This is a genomic window from Nitratidesulfovibrio sp. SRB-5, from assembly GCF_019931275.1.
Classification (GTDB): Bacteria; Desulfobacterota; Desulfovibrionia; order Desulfovibrionales; family Desulfovibrionaceae; genus Cupidesulfovibrio.
This window is the reverse complement of sequence record NZ_JAIOTY010000002.1, coordinates 698,358-716,269: the sequence shown is the minus strand read 5'-3', so window position 1 is coordinate 716,269 and position 17,912 is coordinate 698,358. Positions and strand designations below refer to the sequence as shown.

Below are 17,912 nucleotides of genomic sequence, written 5' to 3'. Positions count from 1 at the left end.
CCTTCATGAATATTTTCGCACGCCTTCCGGGCACCCGCGCCCTGATCGCACGTTTTCGGACGCGGGTCTTCCGGCCACACGGCTTCGGGCACACGTGTCCAGTCGCAGGTTCCCGGGCCGGGCATTCCAACCCGTGCCTGCGGCGCCAGAGCACCCGCAACGCCATCCACCACTATGCGTGGCGCGAGGCGGTCATCCTGTCCGGCACCAGCCGGAAAAAGGCCGTCCTGCCCACCGCCTCCTCGTTGACCGGGGCATCGGGGGCCTGCACGGCCGACAACAGGGCGCGCACCGCCACGGACACTTCGGCGGGGTCGTGCAACTCCTCGGGGCGTCCCCAGGCCAGCACGCTCAGGAAACGCATGGAAAACCTGCACCCCGTGCCGTCCTCGGGCCTGGTCGCTTCGGCGTAGGGCACGAACGAACAGCACACTGTTCCGCCGCGCCGCAGCAGTTCTACCTTGTGGCCCTTGCGCGAGGAATGGAAATAGATGGCCCCGTCCGCCACCCCGAACGACAGGGGCACCACATGCGGCTCCGCGCCGTCGCACAGCGCCATGGTCATCCACGGGCTGGCGGCCACGCCCGCCCAGATATCCGCCACGTCGGTCACTTCCCTGTCCTTGTGCCGCATGGCACCTCCAGCGTGGCCGCGGCCCGGAACGGACCGCCGCACGCAGTTGAATTGTTCAGGCAATCAGCAAACATGTCCGGCACTTCGGTGGGAATTTTTTCACGAACTCCGCCCCGCCGCGTTGACGCCCACCGCCCGCTGTGTTAGACACGACCCGACTTGTGAACGTTTGCACGAAGTGCCCCCGGCAACCGCTCTCATCTCGATGGGCGCGAAAGCCACGGGACGGTGCCTATGTTCTTCAATAATTGGTTCAAAATCAACGACAAGAAATACCTCGACGCCATTTCCACCGCCGGGGTCATCGGGCTGCACATGGTGTCGGCCACGGTGGTCGGCCTGGGAATGGGCTGGTACCTTGATCGTTGGTTGGGAACAAAGCCGTGGCTCACCGGGGTGTTCCTGATTCTCGGCATCGTGGCCGGGTTCAAGAACGTCTGGCTGGACTCGCGGAGGCTCCTCAAGGCCCAGGACAAGGAAGATGCTGAAAAGTTTGGCCCGAAAGACAGATGAATGGTTGTGGCACAAGGGGTTCCGCGCGTCGGAAATCCGCCTTCTGCTGCGCTGCCAGCTTCTGGTTTCGGGGGCATCCTTGCTTGCCGGGGTTGCGTGCGCGCCTTTCTGGGACTGGGGGTTGTGGTTCGGCGTGGGGGCCGCGCTTTCGACCTTCAATTTCTACGCCTTGGCCAAGTTCGTGCAGGGCATCGTTTTCCTGCCGTACACACGCGCCATGGCGGCCGGGCTCATGTTCAGATTCTACGGTCGGCTGCTGCTTACCGGTCTGGTCCTTTTCGGCCTGATCGTTTGGCTAAAGGTCTCTGTCTCCGCGCTGCTGGCGGGGCTGTCCACGTGCGTTCTCAGCATCGCCGCGTGGGGAATAGCCAGGGGCGCAGGACAAAAAGTGAAGGAGGCGTAAGGGAATGGCTGGTGGATTGCCGCATCCGGTACTCTGGTCCACGCTGTTGCATGTGGATCAGGTCACCATCGGTGGAGCGACCGTCGAGTTCAAGCATGTCTTCTACACGTGGTGTGCCATGGCCGTCCTGTTCAGCCTGGGCCTTCTGGTCCGCGGCGGGCTGAAACTGGTGCCCGGTGGCATACAGAACGTTTTCGAGGTGGTCATCGGGGGTCTTGAAGACTTCGTGGTGACCAACATCGGCGAGGATGGACGCAAGGTGTTTCCGCTGCTGGGCGGCATCTTCCTGTTCATTCTCTTCCAGAACCTGCTGGGGCTTATCCCCGGCTGCGATGCGCCCACGGCCAACGTGAACACCAACGCGGCCATGGCCGTCTTCGTGTTCCTGTACTACAACTACCAGGGCATCAAGCGCTGGGGGCCGGGCTACATCAAGCATTTCATGGGTCCCATGTGGTGGCTCACGCCGCTGATGCTGCCGCTGGAACTCATCTCGCACACCGCGCGCCCGCTTTCGCTGACGCTGCGTCTGTTCGGGAACATCCGCGGTGAAGAAATCGTCATGGTGCTGTTCTTCCTGATGGCTCCCATCGTTGGCACCATTCCGGTGTACTTCCTGTTCCTGCTGGGCAAGGTCCTTCAGTCGTTCATCTTCTTCATGCTGACGATGATCTACCTGAAGGGCGCGTTCGAACACGCCCACTAGGATCAGACTTCACGGAGCCGCCGTTAGCGAAAAGCCGGAAAAAGACGGCCCTGCAACTGGCGGATCAATGAGGGCTGAGCCTGAATCCGAAGGGAATGGTCAACCGACCAAAACAACCATACGCAAAGAGGAGTTTGTCATGCGCAAGTTTCTGATGATCGCCCTGAACACCGTGGCCCTGATGTCCTTTGCCGCCCTTGCCTTCGCCGCCGATGGCAAGATGGACGCCGGCGCGCTTGGCCTGACCTGCCTCGCCGCCGCCATCGGCATGGCCATCGCCGCCGCCGGTTGCGGCCTCGGCCAGGGCATGGGCCTCAAGGCTGCCTGCGAAGGCACCGCGCGCAACCCCGAAGCGGGCGGCAAGATCATGGTTACCCTGATCCTCGGCCTGGCCTTCATCGAATCCCTCGCCATCTACGCCCTCGTGGTGAACCTGATCCTGCTCGTCGCCAACCCCTTCGTGGGCTAGTTCGCGAGCCTCGATTCGACCGTACGGAAGGAGGCCGTTGCAAACGGCCTCCTTTTTCAGCATTATGGCGGCTCGCCGTACGACATCCGCCAAACGAGAGACCAATCAAGCCATGCAAGCCCCCAAGAGTGAACACATTCCCCGCGCAACCATCCAGCGCCTTGCCGTATACGTGCAGGTGCTGGAAAACCTGCTGCGTGAAGGGACCGACGTCATATCCTCCGAACCGCTGGCCAAGGCGTGCAACGTCAACGCTTCGCAAATCCGCAAGGACCTTGCCTACTTCGGCGAGTTCGGCGTGCGCGGCGTGGGTTACTACGTCAAGAGCCTCATCGAATCGATAACCAGCGTTCTCGGGGTGAACCGCGAATGGCGCACCGTGCTCGTCGGGGTGGGCAACCTGGGCCGCGCGCTGCTGAACCACAAGGAATTCAAGCTGCGCGGCTTCCACATAGTGGGGGCCTTCGACTGCGATCCCTTCAAGATCGGCGAGGAAGTCTCCGGCCTTGAGGTGGTGTGCACCAAGCGGCTGAAGGAAAAGGTGGCCGACCTGGACGTTGAGATCGGCATCATCACCACCCCGCCCGAACGCGCCCAGCGCGCCGCCAACCATCTGGTGGACGCGGGCATCAAGGGCATCCTCAACTTCGCGCCCGCGCGCATCACGGTGCCGGACGACGTGTTCGTGGAGTACGTGGACTTTTTCCACCACCTCTACGCGCTGTCGTTCAACATCACCTTCGACAGGGCCAACCGCTGACCAGCCCGCGCGCCGCTCACGCTCCGCAGCCGTTCACCGCTGCGCCATGGAACCCGCCGTATGGCGGGTTCCGTAGTTATGGACAGGCCGCCGCCGTATGGCGGGTTCCATAGTTGTGGATAGGCCGCCGCCGTATGGCGGGTTCCATGGTTGTGCGGCAGACGCCGCCGTCAGGCGGGTCCCATGTTCGCAGGGCTGGCCCTGCCGGATGCAAGATTCACGGACCTGAAGCGGCTCCGCCGCAAGGCGGTTCCGGCGTTCGCCTCCCCTGCTTGTGGTCGTTGCGCGCCCGCGCTAGGGTACAGCCATGCCGCCCGGCGGGCGTGCGGTGACGCGGCGCCCGAACCCGCGCCAGCCGCAACGCCCCGCGCGCACCGTCCCGCCTCCCCCAAACCACGGAGCGCCCATGGACACCCCACATCGCCCATCCGCATCGGCCTGCCCGCCAGTCGCGACGTCCACGTCGTCCGCACCCGCCGCCGCGTCCGGAAAACCCCGCCCCCATGCCCGCTGCTTCGCACTGCTGACGGACTTCGGGCTGGACGACCCTTACGTGGGCCAGCTGAAGGGCGTGTTGCACCGGCTGGCCCCCGCCGTGCCGGTCATCGACATTTCACACGGCGTGCCACCCCACCGGGTGGAAACCGCCGCCTTCTTTCTGGCGGCCAGCCATCCGCACTTTCCTGCCGGGGCCATCTTCATCTGCGTGGTGGACCCCGGCGTGGGCACGCCGCGCGACCTCGTCTCCATGGAAAGCTGCGGGCAGGTGATGCTGGCCCCGGACAACGGCCTGCTGCACCTGGCGGCAGAGGCCCGCCCCGACGCGGTGCTGCGCAGGCTGGACCCGGCCCGCCTGCCCGATCCGCAAAGCGCCACCTTTCACGGGCGCGACGTGCTGGCCCCGCTGGCCGCGCGCCTGGCGGGTGGCGAATCCCTGGCCGCCTTCGGCGACCCGGTACTGCCCACCGACCTTGCCCGCCCCGCATGGGCTGTGCCCCGGCGCGAGTCGGATGGCGTGCATGCCGCCGTGCTGCACGTGGACCGCTTCGGCAACGTGGTCCTCAACCTCTCCCTGCGCGAATGGGACTGGCTGGCCGCCTGCCGCCTGCACCTGCCCGACGGCACCCTGATCGACATCGCCCGCGCCGCCACCTATGCCGACATTCCCGCCGGGCGCACCGGCCTGGTGGCGGGCAGCCAGGGCTACCTGGAACTGGCGGCGGACAAGGCCTCTGCCGCCGAACGGCACTGGCTGCACCCCGGCGCAGAAGTGCTGCTGGAGGAGTGCCGGTGAAACTGGCCCCCCTGCTGGCCGCCCAATGGCGCGCCCTTGTCCTGTCCACGGGCTTCCTGACCCGGCTTGCCCCGGCCCGCGCCGCCACCGACGCGGAAATGGCCGCCGGCGTTGCCCATTACCCGCTGGTGGGTCTGCTGGCCGGGCTGGTATGCGCCGGGCCGTTTCTGCTGGGGCTGCTCGCCGGACATCCCTGGGTGCAGGCCCTGGGGTACGCGGCCCTGCTGCTGTGGGCCACGCGCGGCCTGCACTGGGATGGCTGGGCCGACCTCATGGACGCCTGGGGCAGTTCCGCCACCGGCGACCGGTTCTGGGACATCCTGAAGGACAGCCGCATCGGGGCCTTCGGCGTGCTGGGCATCGTCTTCGGCGTGCTGGGGCAGGTGGTGCTTGCCCACGAGGTCATCACCATGGGCCGGGCCGGAGCACTGGTGTGGGCTCCCGTTCTGGGGCGCGCCGCCTGCGTGGTGCTGGCGGCCTGCGTGCCCCCCGGCACCCGCTCCACACTGGGCCGCCTGACATCCACCGGGGCCACCCACATGACCGTGCTGGTATGCGCCGGGGTGGCCGCCGCCACCGGCGTGGCCCTGGCCGGGCCGCCCGCGGTGCTGGCCGCCGCCCTGCCCTGCGCCTGCGCCGTTGTTTGGCTCACCGGGCTGGCCCGGAGAGAGGGCGGGCTGAACGGCGACTTTCTGGGGGCCTGCATCATTCTGGGCGAACTGTCCGCGCTGCTGGGCACCATCCTTGCGTAGCGGTCATGCCCGCGCCACGCGTTGCCCGGGCCGCCCCCGCGCGACCGGCCCATGTGTCCGGCCCACGCGTCCGGTCCATGCGTCCGGTCCATCCCCCAGGACCATGCGCCCTGTCCGTGCATTCGGCCCGGTATTTGCTATTCCGGGTTGAGCCAGGCGCCGCACGACGACATTCCGACGCCACCGCCCTGGCCACGACCGCCAAAGGACCACGCATGCCCCCGTTCCGCTTCCGCCTGCAACAGGTTCTCGACTACCGGGAACAGTTGGAGGAGCAGGCCAAGCTGGCCTTCGCCCGCGCCAAGACCGCCCACGAGGCGCAGCAGCGCCAGGTGGAGGCGGTGCGCGCGGCCATTGCCGAAGCGGAACGGAAGCTGTACGAAGACGCGCGCCTCACGCGCGACGAACTCTGGCTGCAACGCAACTTCTTGCGCGGCCTGCGCGAAGACCTGACCCACGCAGAACTGCGCCTGCGCATGCTGGCCCAGATGATGGAACAGGCCCGCGCCGAACTGGTGAAAAAATCGCAGGAACGCAAACTGCTGGAAAAGCTGAAGGACAAACAGGCGGCCCGCCATGCGCACGACGAACTCCTCCGCGAACAGCGTACCTATGACGAAACCGCAACGCTTCGCTTCGAGCCTCCGTCTTTCTAGGCTCTGCCGCTGGCTGCTCACCGCCGCCGCCTTCAAGGTGGCTCTGCTGGTGGCCTTTGCCCTTGAACAGCCGTGGCCCTTCGCCACGGCTGCCGCCCCGACCTCCGTGTCTGGCGTGGCTGGCGTGACTGGCGTGGCCGCCGTATCCGGGGCCCCGGCCAGCACGCAGGCGGACGCCACCGCGCGGACCGTGCACGCCTTGCAAGCAGGGCAGGCTGGCCAGTCCACCCAATCCGGCCAGTCCCCTCAACCCTCCCAGTCCGGGCAGGATGCCGAATCCCAGCCCCTGGCGGCGGATATCGCCCGTGCCGTGGGGCTGACCGCAGCCGCGCCCGCCCCCGCATCCGCGTCCGCTTCCCAAACAGGCGCCAATGACGCGCGGGGGCGCTTGAACCGAGAGGGCACAGCCTGGGCCGCCGAGGCCCAACCCGCGCCGGGCACTGCCCAATCGCCCGCAGCACCCGCCGCACCCGCCGCCCCGTCTTCCGCCCTGCCCGCAGCCGCCGGTCTGCCGGGTTCCTCGACCATGGGGGCTGGTTCCGCCGCCCCCGCCGCCGCGCAGCCCGGCGCACAATCTACTCAGTCCACTCAGGCCACCCAGGCCGCCATGGACGTGCTGAACCGCAAGCAGGACGACCTGAGCCGCCGCGAGCAGGAACTGAAAAGCCTGGAACAGCAGGTGGACGCCAAGCTGGCCCAGATGCAGGACCTTGAGGCGCGCATCAAGACCATGCTCAAGGATGCGCAGGGCATGAAGGACGAAAAGCTGCGCCATCTGGTGGACGTGTACACCAACATGAAGGCCAAGCAGGCGGCGGCAGTGCTGGAAACCCTGGACGAGAAGATCGCCGTCAGGATTCTGGCGGGCATGCGCGGCAGGCAGGCGGGCGAAATCCTGACCTTCGTGCAGGCGGAAAAGGCCGCCAAGCTGTCAGAGGCGCTCACCCGCATGCAACTGCCCCTCGAATAGCGCATGGCCCGTCTCGCGCTGACCGTTTCCTACGTGGGCACCCGGCTTGCCGGGTGGCAGATCCAGGCCCGCACCGACCGCCCCCAGCCGCGCACGGTGCAGGGCGAACTGGAGCGCATCGCCGAACGCATCGTGGGCGCGCCGGTGCGCCTGCACGGCGCGGGCCGCACAGATTCCGGCGTGCACGCAGAGGCCCAGGTGGCCCACATGGACGTGCCCGACCACCGGGCGGACCTGGATTGGCAGCGCGCCTTCAACGCCGGGCTGCCCGACGACATTTCCGTGGCCGCCGTGGTCCGCGTGCCCGACGACTTTCACGCCCGCTTCGACGCGCGCGGCAAGACCTACGCCTACCGGCTGTGGCCCGAACGGCGCTGGGTGCCGCCCCGGCTGGCCCCCTTCGCGTGGGCCACGGGGCCGCTGGATCTGGACGCCATGGACGCCGCCGCCGCGCACCTGCACGGCATGCACGACTTTGCCAGCTTCCAGAACACCGGCACCGACATCGTCACCACCGTGCGCACCGTGACCAGGGTGGCCCGCCGCGTGGAGGGAGAAGCCCCGGTCCATACCGTGCTGCCGGGCGCACAGCCCCTGGCAGGCGCGGACGAAGCCGCAAACGCCATGACCGGCGGTCTGCGCGTGATCGCCTGGGACTTCGAGGCCGACGGCTTTCTCAAGCAGATGGTGCGCAACATGATGGGCCTGCTGGTGGCCGTGGGACGCGGCAAACTGCACCCGGACGCCGTGCCCGCCATCCTTGCCGCCCGCGACCGCAAGGCCGCGCCCGCCACGGCCCCGGCGCAGGGGCTGACCCTGACCCGCGTGTACTACTAGGGGCTGTCCTGCCGCGCATTCCCGCCGCAAGTTTGCCAACCCAACCGCGAACAGCAACGGCCCACTTCGCCAACGCATCCCCTTCGCCACGACGCAAGACGGCGCACCCTTTCGGGCGCGCCGTCGTTCTTTGCGTGTTCCGCACCTGCCCCGATCTGGGCGTACCGGGGTATACCGGGGCGTACCGGAGCTGGCCGCCGCGCATCAGGTGTAGCGCGGCTCTTCTTCCTTGATGATCTGGAAGGCCTTGTTGGCCTTTACCGTACCGGAAATGCCCCAGAACTTGGTCACGCCCTGCACGGTGCATTCCAGCAGGTCGTCGGTGTCGGTATCCAGCAGCAGCACGTCGCCCACCTGCAACCGCAGCAGCTGGTTGCCGGTGATCTTGGACTCGCCGAAGTGGATCTTGAGGTTCACCGGGGTTTCCATCAGTCGCTCCTTCAGGCGCGAAACCCAGGCGTGGTCCACTTCCAGCCGTTCGGTCTGGAAGCTGGCGTGCAGCTTGGAGCGGATGGGTTCGATGGTGGCGTACGGCAGGCAGATGACCATGGAGCCGATGGCCGTTTCCAGTTCCACCTCGAAGGTGATCACCACCACCACGTCGCTGGGCGGCACGATGGCCGCGAACTGGGGGTTGATCTCGGAGCGCACCAGTTCAAGGCTCACGTCGTGCACCGGGCGCCACGACTCTTCCATGTTGTCGAGGGCGATCTTGATTACCCTGTCCACGATGGCCTGTTCGATACGCGTGAATTCGCGCCCCTCGATCTTGGGCTGGCTGCCCGCGCCGCCGAAGAAATTTTCCACCAGGGCGAAAACCAGGCGCGAATCCACCACGATGATGGCGTTGCCGCGCAACGGCTCCATCTTGAAGATGTTGATGCTGGTGGGCACCGGCAGCGAGCGCATGAAGTCGCCGAACTTGGTCATGTCGATGGAGATGGGGTTCAGCTCCACCCGCTTGCGCACGGTGTTGGACAGCGCGTTGGTGCACAGCCGCGCGAACCGGTCGTTGACGATTTCAAGAACCGGCATGCGACCGCGAATGATGCGGTCCTGGTTGGCGAGGTCGAACGGGACGATGCCCGAGTCGTCCTCGGGGATGTCGGTCTCGCTCTCTATCTCGCCGCCGGAAAGGCCGCGAAGCAGTGCATCGACCTCGTCCTGCGCCAGAATCTTGTTCATGGGGTGCGGGCTCCTCGCGCGTGGAATACTGAATGACCGGATAGTGGCAGCGACGGCGGGCGGGGTCAAGCATCGGCCCGATCCGGCGGACTGGCTGGCCTGACTGGCCTGTCTGGCTGTCTGGCCCGATTGGCTTGTCTGGCCCGATTGCCCCCGGAACCTGCGCCGCAACAGGGAGAATCCTGCCGCCGCCTAATTTCATGCAAGATGAACGCCAAGCCGCACAAGCAGACACCGGCAAGCCCGCCGCGAAAGCCTGCGGGCGGGCCGGGTGAACAGAAGACGCCCGGCGGGCCGCCCTGCTATTCGTCGGGCAGCTTGGGATAGCGAAGGCGCATGCGCTGCACCACGTCGGCCTTGACGTAGTCGAGCATGGTCACGATCTCGGAAAGCGGGTACTGCGAGCGGGTCTGCGTCCTGTAGCTGCGGGCCTTGCCCAACTGTTCCGCAGTCAGCAGCCGCTCGTGCAGGAGCACGTCGACTATGGAGCCGAACTGGCTTGCCTGCTGGCGCGCATCGCGCTGCCTGCGCACTTCCATGGCCTGGCTGGCGCGTTTGTCGGCCTCTGACAGCCTGCGGCCCAGTTCGTACTCCACCACCTTGAGCTGCTGGATGTTCTCCTGCAACTTGCGCAGGTCCACGGCCAACGCGCGGCGCCGGGCATGCAGTTCGCGCAGGCGTTCCTCGTGCGCGGCGCTGGAGCGCTGGTTGACAACCAGCACTATCACCAGCAGCAGAAAGCCCACCACCGCGCCAAGCACGATTTCCATGCGCCAACTCCTTTAGCCACCCCTGGAATAATAATATAACCATACAGGACTATTGCTGAATATGCAATGATAACCAAATTTTCGTCGCGCGCTCGACACTCCGGCCACCATCGGAAGCATGCCGAAACCCCGCCGGTTCACCAAGAAACGGCGCAGCAGCGCTGGCACAGCCGATGCCGCAGGCACACACGCGCTTGCCATATGCAGCGTCTTGGGGCAGTTGCAGGCAAGGAACCATCTTGGACGCCCTGTCAGGGAGCCGTATGTCCCCCCATTCTTCGTCAGAACAGCCGCCGCGCCCCGCCGGAAACGACACCGGATGCGCCACCGCCAGACCGGAAGGACGGGGCGGACCAGCCACGCCCGTCACAGCAGCCACGCCGGGCACGCCGGGCAGGCCAGTCACGCCGGGCAGGCCGGGTTGCCCCGGTACGCCGGGCACACAGCCCGCACCGGGTGCCGTGGCCGAAGTGACCCTGCCGGACGGGCGCATCCTGCATCTGGCCCTTTCCCTGTCCGCGTCCCTGTCCGTGCCCCAGTCCGCACAGGATGCTGCCGATGCGGCCCCGGCCAGCACCCTGGCCCAACTGGTGTGGATGAGCGGCCAGGTGGCCCCGCCCGCGTTGTGTTCCGGCCTTGGGCGCTGCGGGCGTTGCGCGGCGCGCTTCACGCGCGGCACACCGGCGCCCCACCCCGCCGAAGAAGCCCACTTTTCCCCGGGGGAACTGGCCGACGGCTGGCGCTTGCTGTGCCGTCACGCCCTGCCCGCGCCAGCATCACGGTCGTCGTCCTCCCCGCAAGGAACCGACCCGAACGAAAACGCCGCCAGCACCCCGGACGCGCGTTGCACCATGGCCTTCACCCTGCCCGCCGGATCGACCCCGCGCCGCTTCCGGGCGGCGGATGCACCCCTGCCCGACGCCGTCCAGGCTTCCGCATCCGGCACGTCACCGGCAGTCGGCACGGCCCCGGCGACCGACACGTCCCCGGCAACCTATACGTCACCGGCAACCGGCGCGCCCCTGCTGCTGGCCATCGACCTTGGCACCACCACCCTGCACTGGTCGGCCCTGGCCCCGGATGGCCACCGCGTGGCCCACGGCGCGGAACTGAACCCCCAGATGGGCGCGGGCAGCGAGGTCATGTCCCGCCTGGCCGTGGCCTCGTCGCCGCAAGGGCTGGCCGCCCTGCGCCGCCTGACCCTGGCCGCCGTGGCCCGCATCGCCGCCGGACTGCCCGGCCCGGTGCGCGGGCTGTGCGTGGCGGGCAACTCGGCCATGACCGCCATCCTGCTGGGCCGCGACGTATCCGGCCTTGCCACGGCCCCCTACCGTCTGGACTATGCGGGCGGCACTGCGGAAATCCTGCCCGAACTGGCTGGCTTGCCCGACCGGATCGGCTTGACCGAATTGACCGACGTAAACGACAGGGCCGCCATGCCCGAGGTGTGGATTCCCCCGCAGCCCGCGCCCTTCGTGGGCGGCGACGTGGGGGCGGGCATGGCCGCGCTGCTGTACGGCGGGCTGGCTGCCATGGATGGCGCGGGCGTCGCGGCCAACACGTTACAGGCTCCCAGCCTTGACTCACCACGGGCCGCAGACACCACGCCCGTGCCCGCCGCATCGCCCCGCTTTCCCTTCCTGCTGGCGGACCTGGGCACCAACGGGGAATTCGTGCTGGCCACCGGGCCGGACAGCGCGCTGGTGACCAGCGTGGCCCTTGGTCCCGCGCTGGAGGGCATCGGCCTGTCCTGCGGCGGCGTGGCCCAGCCGGGGGCCATTGCCGCCTTCTCCCTTGGCCCCGCCGGGCTCGCGCCCACCGTGCTGCCGGAAGACGACGGCGTCCCCGCCGCCCCCACCCACCTGTGCGGCACGGGCTATCTTTCGCTGCTCCGGGTGTTGCTGCGCGCCGGACTGCTTGACGAAGACGGTCGCTTCGTGATGGAACCGCATTCCCCGCTGGCGCGTCGCCTTGCCGCATCGCTGGTCGAAGTGCGCGGCGAACGGCGCCTGCCCCTGCCCGGGGGCTTGCATCTTTCAGCGGGGGACGTAGAAGAGGTGCTGAAGGTGAAGGCCGCCTTCTCCCTGGCCTACGAACGGCTGCTGGCGGAAGCCGGCTTGCCCGGCACGGCGCTGGACGCCGTGTATCTTGCCGGGGCGCTGGGCGAGCACGCCCGCCCCGATGACCTCGAAACACTGGGTTTTCTGCCCGCAGGGGTGGCCGGTCGCACGCGGGCCGTGGGCAACGCCTCGTTGCGCGGGGCGGAACTGCTGTTGCTGCGGCCCGAACTGCGCGCGCGCATCAATGCATGGCGCACCGGTTGCCGCGTGGTGGACCTGACCACCGCCAGCGATTTTTCCGCCGCGTTCCTGCGCCACATGCGCTTTCGCTGATACGGCACGACGGCCCGACACCGCCGCGTGCCCCGACAGGTGGAACCGCCAAAGACAGGCGGAGCCACCCACAATCACCCCCCGCCGCACTCCCGACGTGCGGCCGGGATGCCGCAACAGCCTGACAGGCCGCACCGCAAGGGTGCATCCAGCCGCCCCGATTCCCTGCACCGGCAGGACCACCAGCGGCCCCCGAACACCGGAAAGCCCGGCCGGCCCGTGCCCGCCCGCTTTCACCGATTCCGAGTACTTCCCGATACGGGCGGCGCACAGCGCAAACCGCCCGCAGCCGCGCCCGCGCACCTCGCCGGACGCCACGACACCGGCCCCGCGTTCCGGCCCATGCCCCGGCCCCGTGCCCCTGCATGACCGGCTTCCGCGCTGGCCGCGCCCGCGCATCCTCGCGTGCGGCAGCCCATGCATCGCCGGTTGCACCGGCACCCAACCAACGGATTTCGCATGCACCATCTTTTCGCCGCCCTGTCCCCGGAATACCGGCAGCGCCTGGAATCACTGCCCACGGCGCTGGACACCGTGGCCCCGCTGCGCACCGCGCACCGCCGCGACCTGCCCACGGCCATCCACGACCTGTCGCTGGTGCTCACCAGCGAGCGCGGTTCGCTCTCCGACCCGTACTGGGCGGCCCCGCGCCTGCTGTCCGCCTACCTGCGATACTTCATGCCGTGGAACCTGGTGCGCCTTGGCCGCCTGCTGCCCTCGCTGGACCTGGTGGACCGCGATGCCCTGCTGGAACGCCCGCTGATCCTGGACCTGGGCAGCGGCCCGCTGACCCTGCCCCTGGCCCTGTGGCTGGCCCGGCCCGACCTGCGCACCCTGCCGCTGACCTTCTTGTGCGCCGACATCGCCCCCCACCCGCTGGAAGTGGGCCGCGAACTGCTGCAAGTCATCGCGGGAGAAGAATCGCCCTGGGCGCTGCGCACCCTCCGCGCCCCCATGGAATCGGCCCTGAAGGAGGCGCGCGGTGACGCGGCGCTGATCATGGCGGGCAACGTGCTGAACGAACTGAAGCCGCGCCGCGACGAACCGCTGGAATTCCGCATGGAAGACCTGGCTGAAAAGATCGGCTCGGCGCTGTCGCACGGCGGGCGCGTGCTGGTCATAGAGCCGGGTACCCGCCTGGGTGCGCGCTACGTCACCCTGTTCCGCCGCGCGGCCATGGAGGTGGGGCTTGCCCCGCTGTCCCCCTGCCCCCACCACGACGAATGCCCCCTGCTGGAACAGGGCGGCGCGGGCGGCTGGTGCCACTTCACCTTCCCCATCCAGGGCGCGCCCACGTGGCTGGAAGAACTGAGCCGCCGGGCCAAGCTGGAAAAGGGCACCGCCAGCCTGTCCTTCGTGCTGCTGGGCGAGGCGGACAAGGTGGTGGCGCCGCACAACACCATCCGCATCATTTCCGACGCCTTCCCCCTGCCCGGACGCCGCGAACCCGCGCGCTACGCCTGCTCCGAACGGGGGCTGGCCCTGCTGCACGACGCGCGGCACGTGCATTCCGGCACGGCCCTCGACATCACCTGGCCGGAAGTGGAACGCCGCGACCGCAAGTCGGGCGCGCTGGAACTGGAATGGACCCCGCCCAGCCGGGATGGCAAGGCCACTGGCGCAGCCGGTACCGCAGGCGCTGCGGGCAAGGCCCCCAGAGGCAAGGCAAGCCCGGTCGACCGGGGTGGAAAGCCCGTGCGCGGCAAGGCTGCCGGGCGCGCGGCGCAAGCAGCCCCCGGGGTGGACGACGGGGACGACACGCAGCCAGCCTTCCTGATGGAAGGCGCGCCGCAATGGGATGCGCCCGCTGCCGCCGGAGCCGGAGGTGAAGATTTCGACGGGCCCCATGAACATGAAGGACATGACCCGTCCGAACCCGACGGCAACCGCGCCGATGGCCCCGACCACGGCGCGACGTACAGCCAGATGTTCGCCAACCAGCCAAACCAGTCGCACGGGGGCAGGGCCGCGCAGCGGCGCGGCATGCCGCGCTTCGGCGCGCGGCGTGGCCGCACCCTTGACGACGGGTTCGGCGAACCGTTCAGCGGCGGCTTTGCGGGCGACAGCGGCGCGGGGCATGGCGCCCGCCGCCGGGGCGGCCTGCCCGATGATTTCGGCAACCGCGCGGAATCGGGTGGACGCCGGACCAATCGCACGGAACGCGATGGCGGCTCCGGCATGCGCAAGACCGGGCGGGGTGCCGGGCAGCCCGACGGTCAGCGTGCTGACCGGAGAGAACGTCACCCTGACGGTCAGCGTGCTGACCGGAGAGAGCGTCACCCCGACGGGCAGCGCGCCGACCGGAGACAGAATAACCCTGACGGGCAGCAGGGCAACCAGCGCGGCCAGTGGGCCAACCGCCGCCCCCGGCATGGCGAACAGGACGACAGGAACGCCCCCAACGCCACGGCCCAGCGCGCCCTGAACGCGTGGGACGACGCTGGCGATGGGACGCAGTCCGCTCGGCAGGGACAGCATCAGGGCCGGGGACAACGGCCCGCACATGGCGACCGCGACGGCCAGCAGCGCGGGCAGGGTCGCCCGCAGCGCCCCTTCGGCAATGCCCGCCGCCAGCGGCCCGACGGTCCGCAGGAAGGACGACGCGAAGGCCGGGGCGACCATGACCGGCAGCCGCGCGCCCAGCGGCAGGACGGCAATCAGGGACGCGGACAGGAACGGCGGCCAGATCAAATGGACCGGATGGAGCGAGGGGACCGGCACGAGCGGGGCGGCGAACGCCACGAACACCGCGCCCAGCGCCACCCCGGAGCCCGTGGCGACGCTCCGCGCGACCGCAGGCCGGACCACCGGCAGGAACGCGCCGCCGGTGCCCGTCCGGACGCCCGGCCAGACGCCAGGCCCGATAGCAAGCTCGAATCGCCGCGCGATTTCGGGGGCCAGCAACGCCCCGACGAAGGCCGCAAGGGCAAGCCGCGCCGTCATTTCGACCGGGAAGGCAGGCCCGGCGCCCAGCAGGACCGTGACGATCGTGCCCCGCGCCGCGCCGAGGAACGTCGGCCCGAGGAGCGTCGGCCAACCGAGCGCCGCCCGGCGGACCGTCGGCCCGAAGGACGTGGCCCCGCCCCCCGGCGAGACGACGGGCAGCAGCGTCCGCAGCAGGGTCGTCCTGATCGCGGGGGACGTGGTGAGCGCGGCGAAGACCAGCGCAACGCCCCCCGCAACGATCGTCGCCCCGGCGAACAGGCCGGGCAGCGTACCGATCGCCGCCCGGAGCGCTCCGAACAGCGCCAGAACGAGCGCCAGAACGACCGTCGTGACGATCGGCGGGATGATCGACGGGATGATCGACGGGATGATCGACGGAATGACCGGCCCGACAACGGCCAACATCAGGCGCGGCGGCGCAGGCCCCGACGCGACGACTAGCGGGCACGCCCGGGGCAACCGCCCCGCGCCAGCCTCTGCGACGCCGGGACAGGCCCATCGAAAACTCCAAGGCCGGGGACGCCACCGCCCCCGGCCCTTCGCAACCGGAACACCACGCGCATGAACATCATCGACCTGGGCCTCATCCGCTACGCAGAGGCCGACGCCCTGCAACGGGCACGCCTGGAGGAAGTGGCGGCAGGGGCGGAAGAAACCCTGTACCTGCTGGAGCACCACCCGGTGATCACCCTTGGCCGCAACGGCGGGGGCGAAAACCTGCACGTGGGCCGCGAATGGCTGGCAACGCAGGGCATAGACCTTGTGCAGTCCTCGCGCGGGGGCAACATCACCTGCCATTTCCCCGGCCAGCTGGTGGCCTACCCGGTGTTCCGGGTGGCCAAGCGGCCCGGCGGCCTGCGGCAAATGTTCCACGACCTCGAAGAAGTGGTCATTGCCACGCTGGCACACTTCGGGCTGGCGGCAGCCCGCTGGGAAGGCCGCCCCGGCGTGTGGATCGAAAACCGCAAGATATGCTCCATCGGCATGGCCGTGCGCCGCTGGACCTCGTACCACGGGTTCGCCCTGAACGTGGGGCGCGACCTGTCATTGTTCGAAATGATCACCCTGTGCGGCCTGCCCGACGCGCAGGCCACGTCGCTGCACCGTGAACTGGGCGGCGATGCCCCCACCATGCAGGAGGTAAAGGATGTCTGTGCCCGGCAATTCCGCACCATCTTTGCGGATTCCGCCGTGGCTGCGGGTAAAGCTGCCCTGTAGCCACACCTACGGGGATACCCGTTCGCTGGTGGACGACCTGCGCCTGAACACCGTGTGTCAGAGCGCCAAGTGCCCGAACATGTTCGAGTGCTTTTCTTCGGGTACGGCCACGTTCCTCATTCTGGGCAACGTGTGCACGCGCAACTGCGCCTTCTGCAACATCACCCCCGGCCAGGCCGCTCCGCCAGACCCCGACGAACCCCGCCGCGTGGCCGAAGGCGCCGCGCGCCTGGGGCTTTCGCACGTGGTGGTCACCTCCGTCACCCGCGACGACCTGCCCGATGGCGGCTCTGCCCATTTCGCGGCCACGGTGCGCGCCCTGCGCAGCGCCCTGCCCGCCGCCGAGAGCGGCCAGCCCGCCACCATCGAGGTGCTGATCCCCGACTTTCGCGGCAGCCGGGCCGCGCTGGACACCGTGCTGGACGCCGCGCCCGACATCATCAACCACAACGTGGAAACCCCGCCCGCGCACTACCCGCGCATCCGCCCGCAGGCCGACTACGCCCAGAGCCTGGAACTGCTGGCCCGCGTACGCGCCGCCGGGGCCATCGCCAAAAGCGGGCTGATGGTGGGCCTGGGAGAAACCGACGACGAGGTGTGCGCCACCCTGGCCGACCTTGCCGCCACGGGCTGCCACATCGCCACCATCGGGCAGTACATGCGGCCCAGCCGCAACCACCCGCCCGTCGAACGTTACGTGCACCCCGATGTCTTCGAAAGCTACGCCGCCCACGGCCACGCCCTCGGCATCCCCCACGTGTTCTCCGCCCCCCTCGTGCGCAGCAGCTACAACGCCCGCGCCGCCTACGACGCCCTGCAGCAGTTGCGGGGCAGTAGGGGAAAATTGAGGGAGACTGAAGCAGAAAAGAAAATGTGAAGAGAATGCGGGGAGGAGAAAAATTGAAATTTTTCCCCTCCCCGCACCCCTCCCCTTTCAACTTTTTCATCGTGGACGGGGTGCGTTGGCAGGGACATTCTTGGGCAGCCACCACCAATTTCCCACGACAGAACTGCCTCGTCTTCTTCCCCGGCCTTTCCTCCACCGTCTTTCCTGCATCCGTGGAACTGCCTTTCTTCCTTATACTCCGCGCCGGTCCTCCAGCGCGGATGGTTGGTGTGGGCACGGTGCAAGGAATTACGTTTTTTTGTGGCCGGGCAAGGCGGCGCGCGATTTTCGTACGGAGCGTACTGGCGTACGTGAGCAGCGAAAATCACGCGCCAACGCCGCCCGGCCCAAAAAGGCGGCAGCCGTTAGATGAGCGTTTGCGCGAATCTTACGGATGGCGTCCGCAAAGCGCGGATTCCGCAAGCAACGTGACCGCGCGCCCCAACAAGCATCCACATCCAGCAGTTTCCCACTTACCCCAAAAACAACGGCTGCCCACCATGACATGCATGATGGACAG

At 68.4% G+C, this 17,912-nt stretch carries 17 protein-coding genes; 14 read left to right on the top strand and 3 right to left on the bottom strand.

The genetic code is table 11. The annotated features are described in order from the left end of the window. Positions 1-172: 172 nt before the first annotated feature. A complete protein-coding gene (locus tag K6142_RS10485) occupies positions 173-634 on the bottom strand; it encodes a pyridoxamine 5'-phosphate oxidase family protein (protein WP_190244122.1) in 462 nt (153 codons plus the stop codon). A 234-nt stretch (positions 635-868) separates the two neighbouring features. Here K6142_RS10485 and K6142_RS10480 point away from each other — a divergent pair, with 234 nt between their 5' ends. The 10 genes from K6142_RS10480 (at position 869) to K6142_RS10435 (ending at position 7,994) form a co-directional block, all read left to right on the top strand. Next, complete coding sequence (locus tag K6142_RS10480; RefSeq protein ID WP_190244121.1) at positions 869-1,147, top strand: AtpZ/AtpI family protein; 279 nt, start codon at positions 869-871, stop codon at positions 1,145-1,147. Beyond that, on the top strand, positions 1,116-1,550 hold the full coding sequence (locus K6142_RS10475) for an ATP synthase subunit I (RefSeq protein WP_190244120.1): 435 nt from the start codon (positions 1,116-1,118) through the stop codon (positions 1,548-1,550). Before K6142_RS10480 ends, K6142_RS10475 begins: the two co-directional genes overlap by 32 nt. A 4-nt stretch (positions 1,551-1,554) precedes the next feature. Further along, the gene (atpB, locus tag K6142_RS10470) at positions 1,555-2,256 is read left to right on the top strand and encodes a F0F1 ATP synthase subunit A (protein WP_012612519.1); all 702 of its coding nucleotides are present in this window, start codon (positions 1,555-1,557) and stop codon (positions 2,254-2,256) included. A 139-nt stretch (positions 2,257-2,395) separates the two neighbouring features. Beyond that, positions 2,396-2,725 carry an ATP synthase F0 subunit C gene (locus tag K6142_RS10465; RefSeq protein WP_007523853.1) on the top strand — a complete coding sequence of 110 codons (330 nt, stop codon included), beginning with the start codon at positions 2,396-2,398 and terminating at the stop codon, positions 2,723-2,725. Between the two features lie 64 nt (positions 2,726-2,789). Continuing rightward, entirely contained in the window at positions 2,790-3,485 is a 696-nt protein-coding gene (locus tag K6142_RS10460) for a redox-sensing transcriptional repressor Rex (RefSeq protein ID WP_081437375.1), read from the top strand. 406 nt (positions 3,486-3,891) lie between these two features. Then, a complete protein-coding gene (locus K6142_RS10455; protein WP_190244119.1) occupies positions 3,892-4,779 on the top strand; it encodes an S-adenosyl-l-methionine hydroxide adenosyltransferase family protein in 888 nt (295 codons plus the stop codon). Then, positions 4,776-5,531, top strand: a complete 756-nt coding sequence (locus K6142_RS10450; protein ID WP_223380834.1) for an adenosylcobinamide-GDP ribazoletransferase — start codon at positions 4,776-4,778, stop codon at positions 5,529-5,531. The genes K6142_RS10455 and K6142_RS10450 overlap by 4 nt, the downstream gene beginning before the upstream one ends. A gap of 215 nt (positions 5,532-5,746) precedes the next feature. Then, positions 5,747-6,187 (top strand): flagellar export protein FliJ, encoded by a 441-nt coding sequence (fliJ, locus tag K6142_RS10445; protein ID WP_012612524.1) that lies wholly within the window; start codon positions 5,747-5,749, stop codon positions 6,185-6,187. Continuing rightward, a complete protein-coding gene (locus K6142_RS10440; RefSeq protein WP_190246001.1) occupies positions 6,144-7,157 on the top strand; it encodes a MotE family protein in 1,014 nt (337 codons plus the stop codon). The genes fliJ and K6142_RS10440 overlap by 44 nt, the downstream gene beginning before the upstream one ends. Before the next feature lie 3 nt (positions 7,158-7,160). Further along, positions 7,161-7,994 carry a tRNA pseudouridine synthase A gene (locus K6142_RS10435; protein ID WP_190246002.1) on the top strand — a complete coding sequence of 278 codons (834 nt, stop codon included), beginning with the start codon at positions 7,161-7,163 and terminating at the stop codon, positions 7,992-7,994. Positions 7,995-8,198: 204 nt separating this feature from the next. Here the strand turns inward: K6142_RS10435 and fliM are convergent, their stop codons facing one another. Both fliM and K6142_RS10425 read right to left on the bottom strand, forming a co-directional pair. Further along, complete coding sequence (gene fliM / locus K6142_RS10430) at positions 8,199-9,179, bottom strand: flagellar motor switch protein FliM (RefSeq protein WP_035066492.1); 981 nt, start codon at positions 9,177-9,179, stop codon at positions 8,199-8,201. A 302-nt stretch (positions 9,180-9,481) separates the two neighbouring features. Next, entirely contained in the window at positions 9,482-9,949 is a 468-nt protein-coding gene (locus K6142_RS10425) for a hypothetical protein (RefSeq protein ID WP_190246003.1), read from the bottom strand. 263 nt (positions 9,950-10,212) lie between these two features. On the opposite strand from K6142_RS10425, the gene K6142_RS10420 reads away from it, so the two are divergent. The 4 genes from K6142_RS10420 to lipA all read left to right on the top strand — a co-directional run bounded on the left by K6142_RS10420 (position 10,213) and on the right by lipA (position 17,383). Then, positions 10,213-12,342, top strand: a complete 2,130-nt coding sequence (locus K6142_RS10420; RefSeq protein WP_223380833.1) for an ASKHA domain-containing protein — start codon at positions 10,213-10,215, stop codon at positions 12,340-12,342. 459 nt (positions 12,343-12,801) lie between these two features. Next, positions 12,802-15,729, top strand: coding sequence for a small ribosomal subunit Rsm22 family protein (locus K6142_RS10415; RefSeq protein ID WP_223380832.1), 2,928 nt, complete (start codon positions 12,802-12,804; stop codon positions 15,727-15,729). Between the two features lie 120 nt (positions 15,730-15,849). After that, entirely contained in the window at positions 15,850-16,506 is a 657-nt protein-coding gene (lipB, locus tag K6142_RS10410; protein WP_190245102.1) for a lipoyl(octanoyl) transferase LipB, read from the top strand. Further along, positions 16,436-17,383 carry a lipoyl synthase gene (lipA, locus tag K6142_RS10405; protein WP_190245103.1) on the top strand — a complete coding sequence of 316 codons (948 nt, stop codon included), beginning with the start codon at positions 16,436-16,438 and terminating at the stop codon, positions 17,381-17,383. Before lipB ends, lipA begins: the two co-directional genes overlap by 71 nt. Positions 17,384-17,912: the final 529 nt, after the last annotated feature.

Bases quoted from the DNA above. Each gene is read 5' to 3' on its own strand.
- K6142_RS10485 (WP_190244122.1), bottom strand. From the start codon at position 634: ATGCGGCACAAGGACAGGGAAGTGACCGACGTGGCGGATATCTGGGCG.
- K6142_RS10480 (WP_190244121.1), top strand. From the start codon at position 869: ATGTTCTTCAATAATTGGTTCAAAATCAACGACAAGAAATACCTCGAC.
- K6142_RS10475 (WP_190244120.1), top strand. From the start codon at position 1,116: ATGCTGAAAAGTTTGGCCCGAAAGACAGATGAATGGTTGTGGCACAAG.
- atpB (WP_012612519.1), top strand. From the start codon at position 1,555: ATGGCTGGTGGATTGCCGCATCCGGTACTCTGGTCCACGCTGTTGCAT.
- K6142_RS10465 (WP_007523853.1), top strand. From the start codon at position 2,396: ATGCGCAAGTTTCTGATGATCGCCCTGAACACCGTGGCCCTGATGTCC.
- K6142_RS10460 (WP_081437375.1), top strand. From the start codon at position 2,790: ATGGCGGCTCGCCGTACGACATCCGCCAAACGAGAGACCAATCAAGCC.
- K6142_RS10455 (WP_190244119.1), top strand. From the start codon at position 3,892: ATGGACACCCCACATCGCCCATCCGCATCGGCCTGCCCGCCAGTCGCG.
- fliJ (WP_012612524.1), top strand. From the start codon at position 5,747: ATGCCCCCGTTCCGCTTCCGCCTGCAACAGGTTCTCGACTACCGGGAA.
- K6142_RS10440 (WP_190246001.1), top strand. From the start codon at position 6,144: ATGACGAAACCGCAACGCTTCGCTTCGAGCCTCCGTCTTTCTAGGCTC.
- K6142_RS10435 (WP_190246002.1), top strand. From the start codon at position 7,161: ATGGCCCGTCTCGCGCTGACCGTTTCCTACGTGGGCACCCGGCTTGCC.
- fliM (WP_035066492.1), bottom strand. From the start codon at position 9,179: ATGAACAAGATTCTGGCGCAGGACGAGGTCGATGCACTGCTTCGCGGC.
- K6142_RS10425 (WP_190246003.1), bottom strand. From the start codon at position 9,949: ATGGAAATCGTGCTTGGCGCGGTGGTGGGCTTTCTGCTGCTGGTGATA.
- K6142_RS10420 (WP_223380833.1), top strand. From the start codon at position 10,213: ATGTCCCCCCATTCTTCGTCAGAACAGCCGCCGCGCCCCGCCGGAAAC.
- K6142_RS10415 (WP_223380832.1), top strand. From the start codon at position 12,802: ATGCACCATCTTTTCGCCGCCCTGTCCCCGGAATACCGGCAGCGCCTG.
- lipB (WP_190245102.1), top strand. From the start codon at position 15,850: ATGAACATCATCGACCTGGGCCTCATCCGCTACGCAGAGGCCGACGCC.
- lipA (WP_190245103.1), top strand. From the start codon at position 16,436: ATGTCTGTGCCCGGCAATTCCGCACCATCTTTGCGGATTCCGCCGTGG.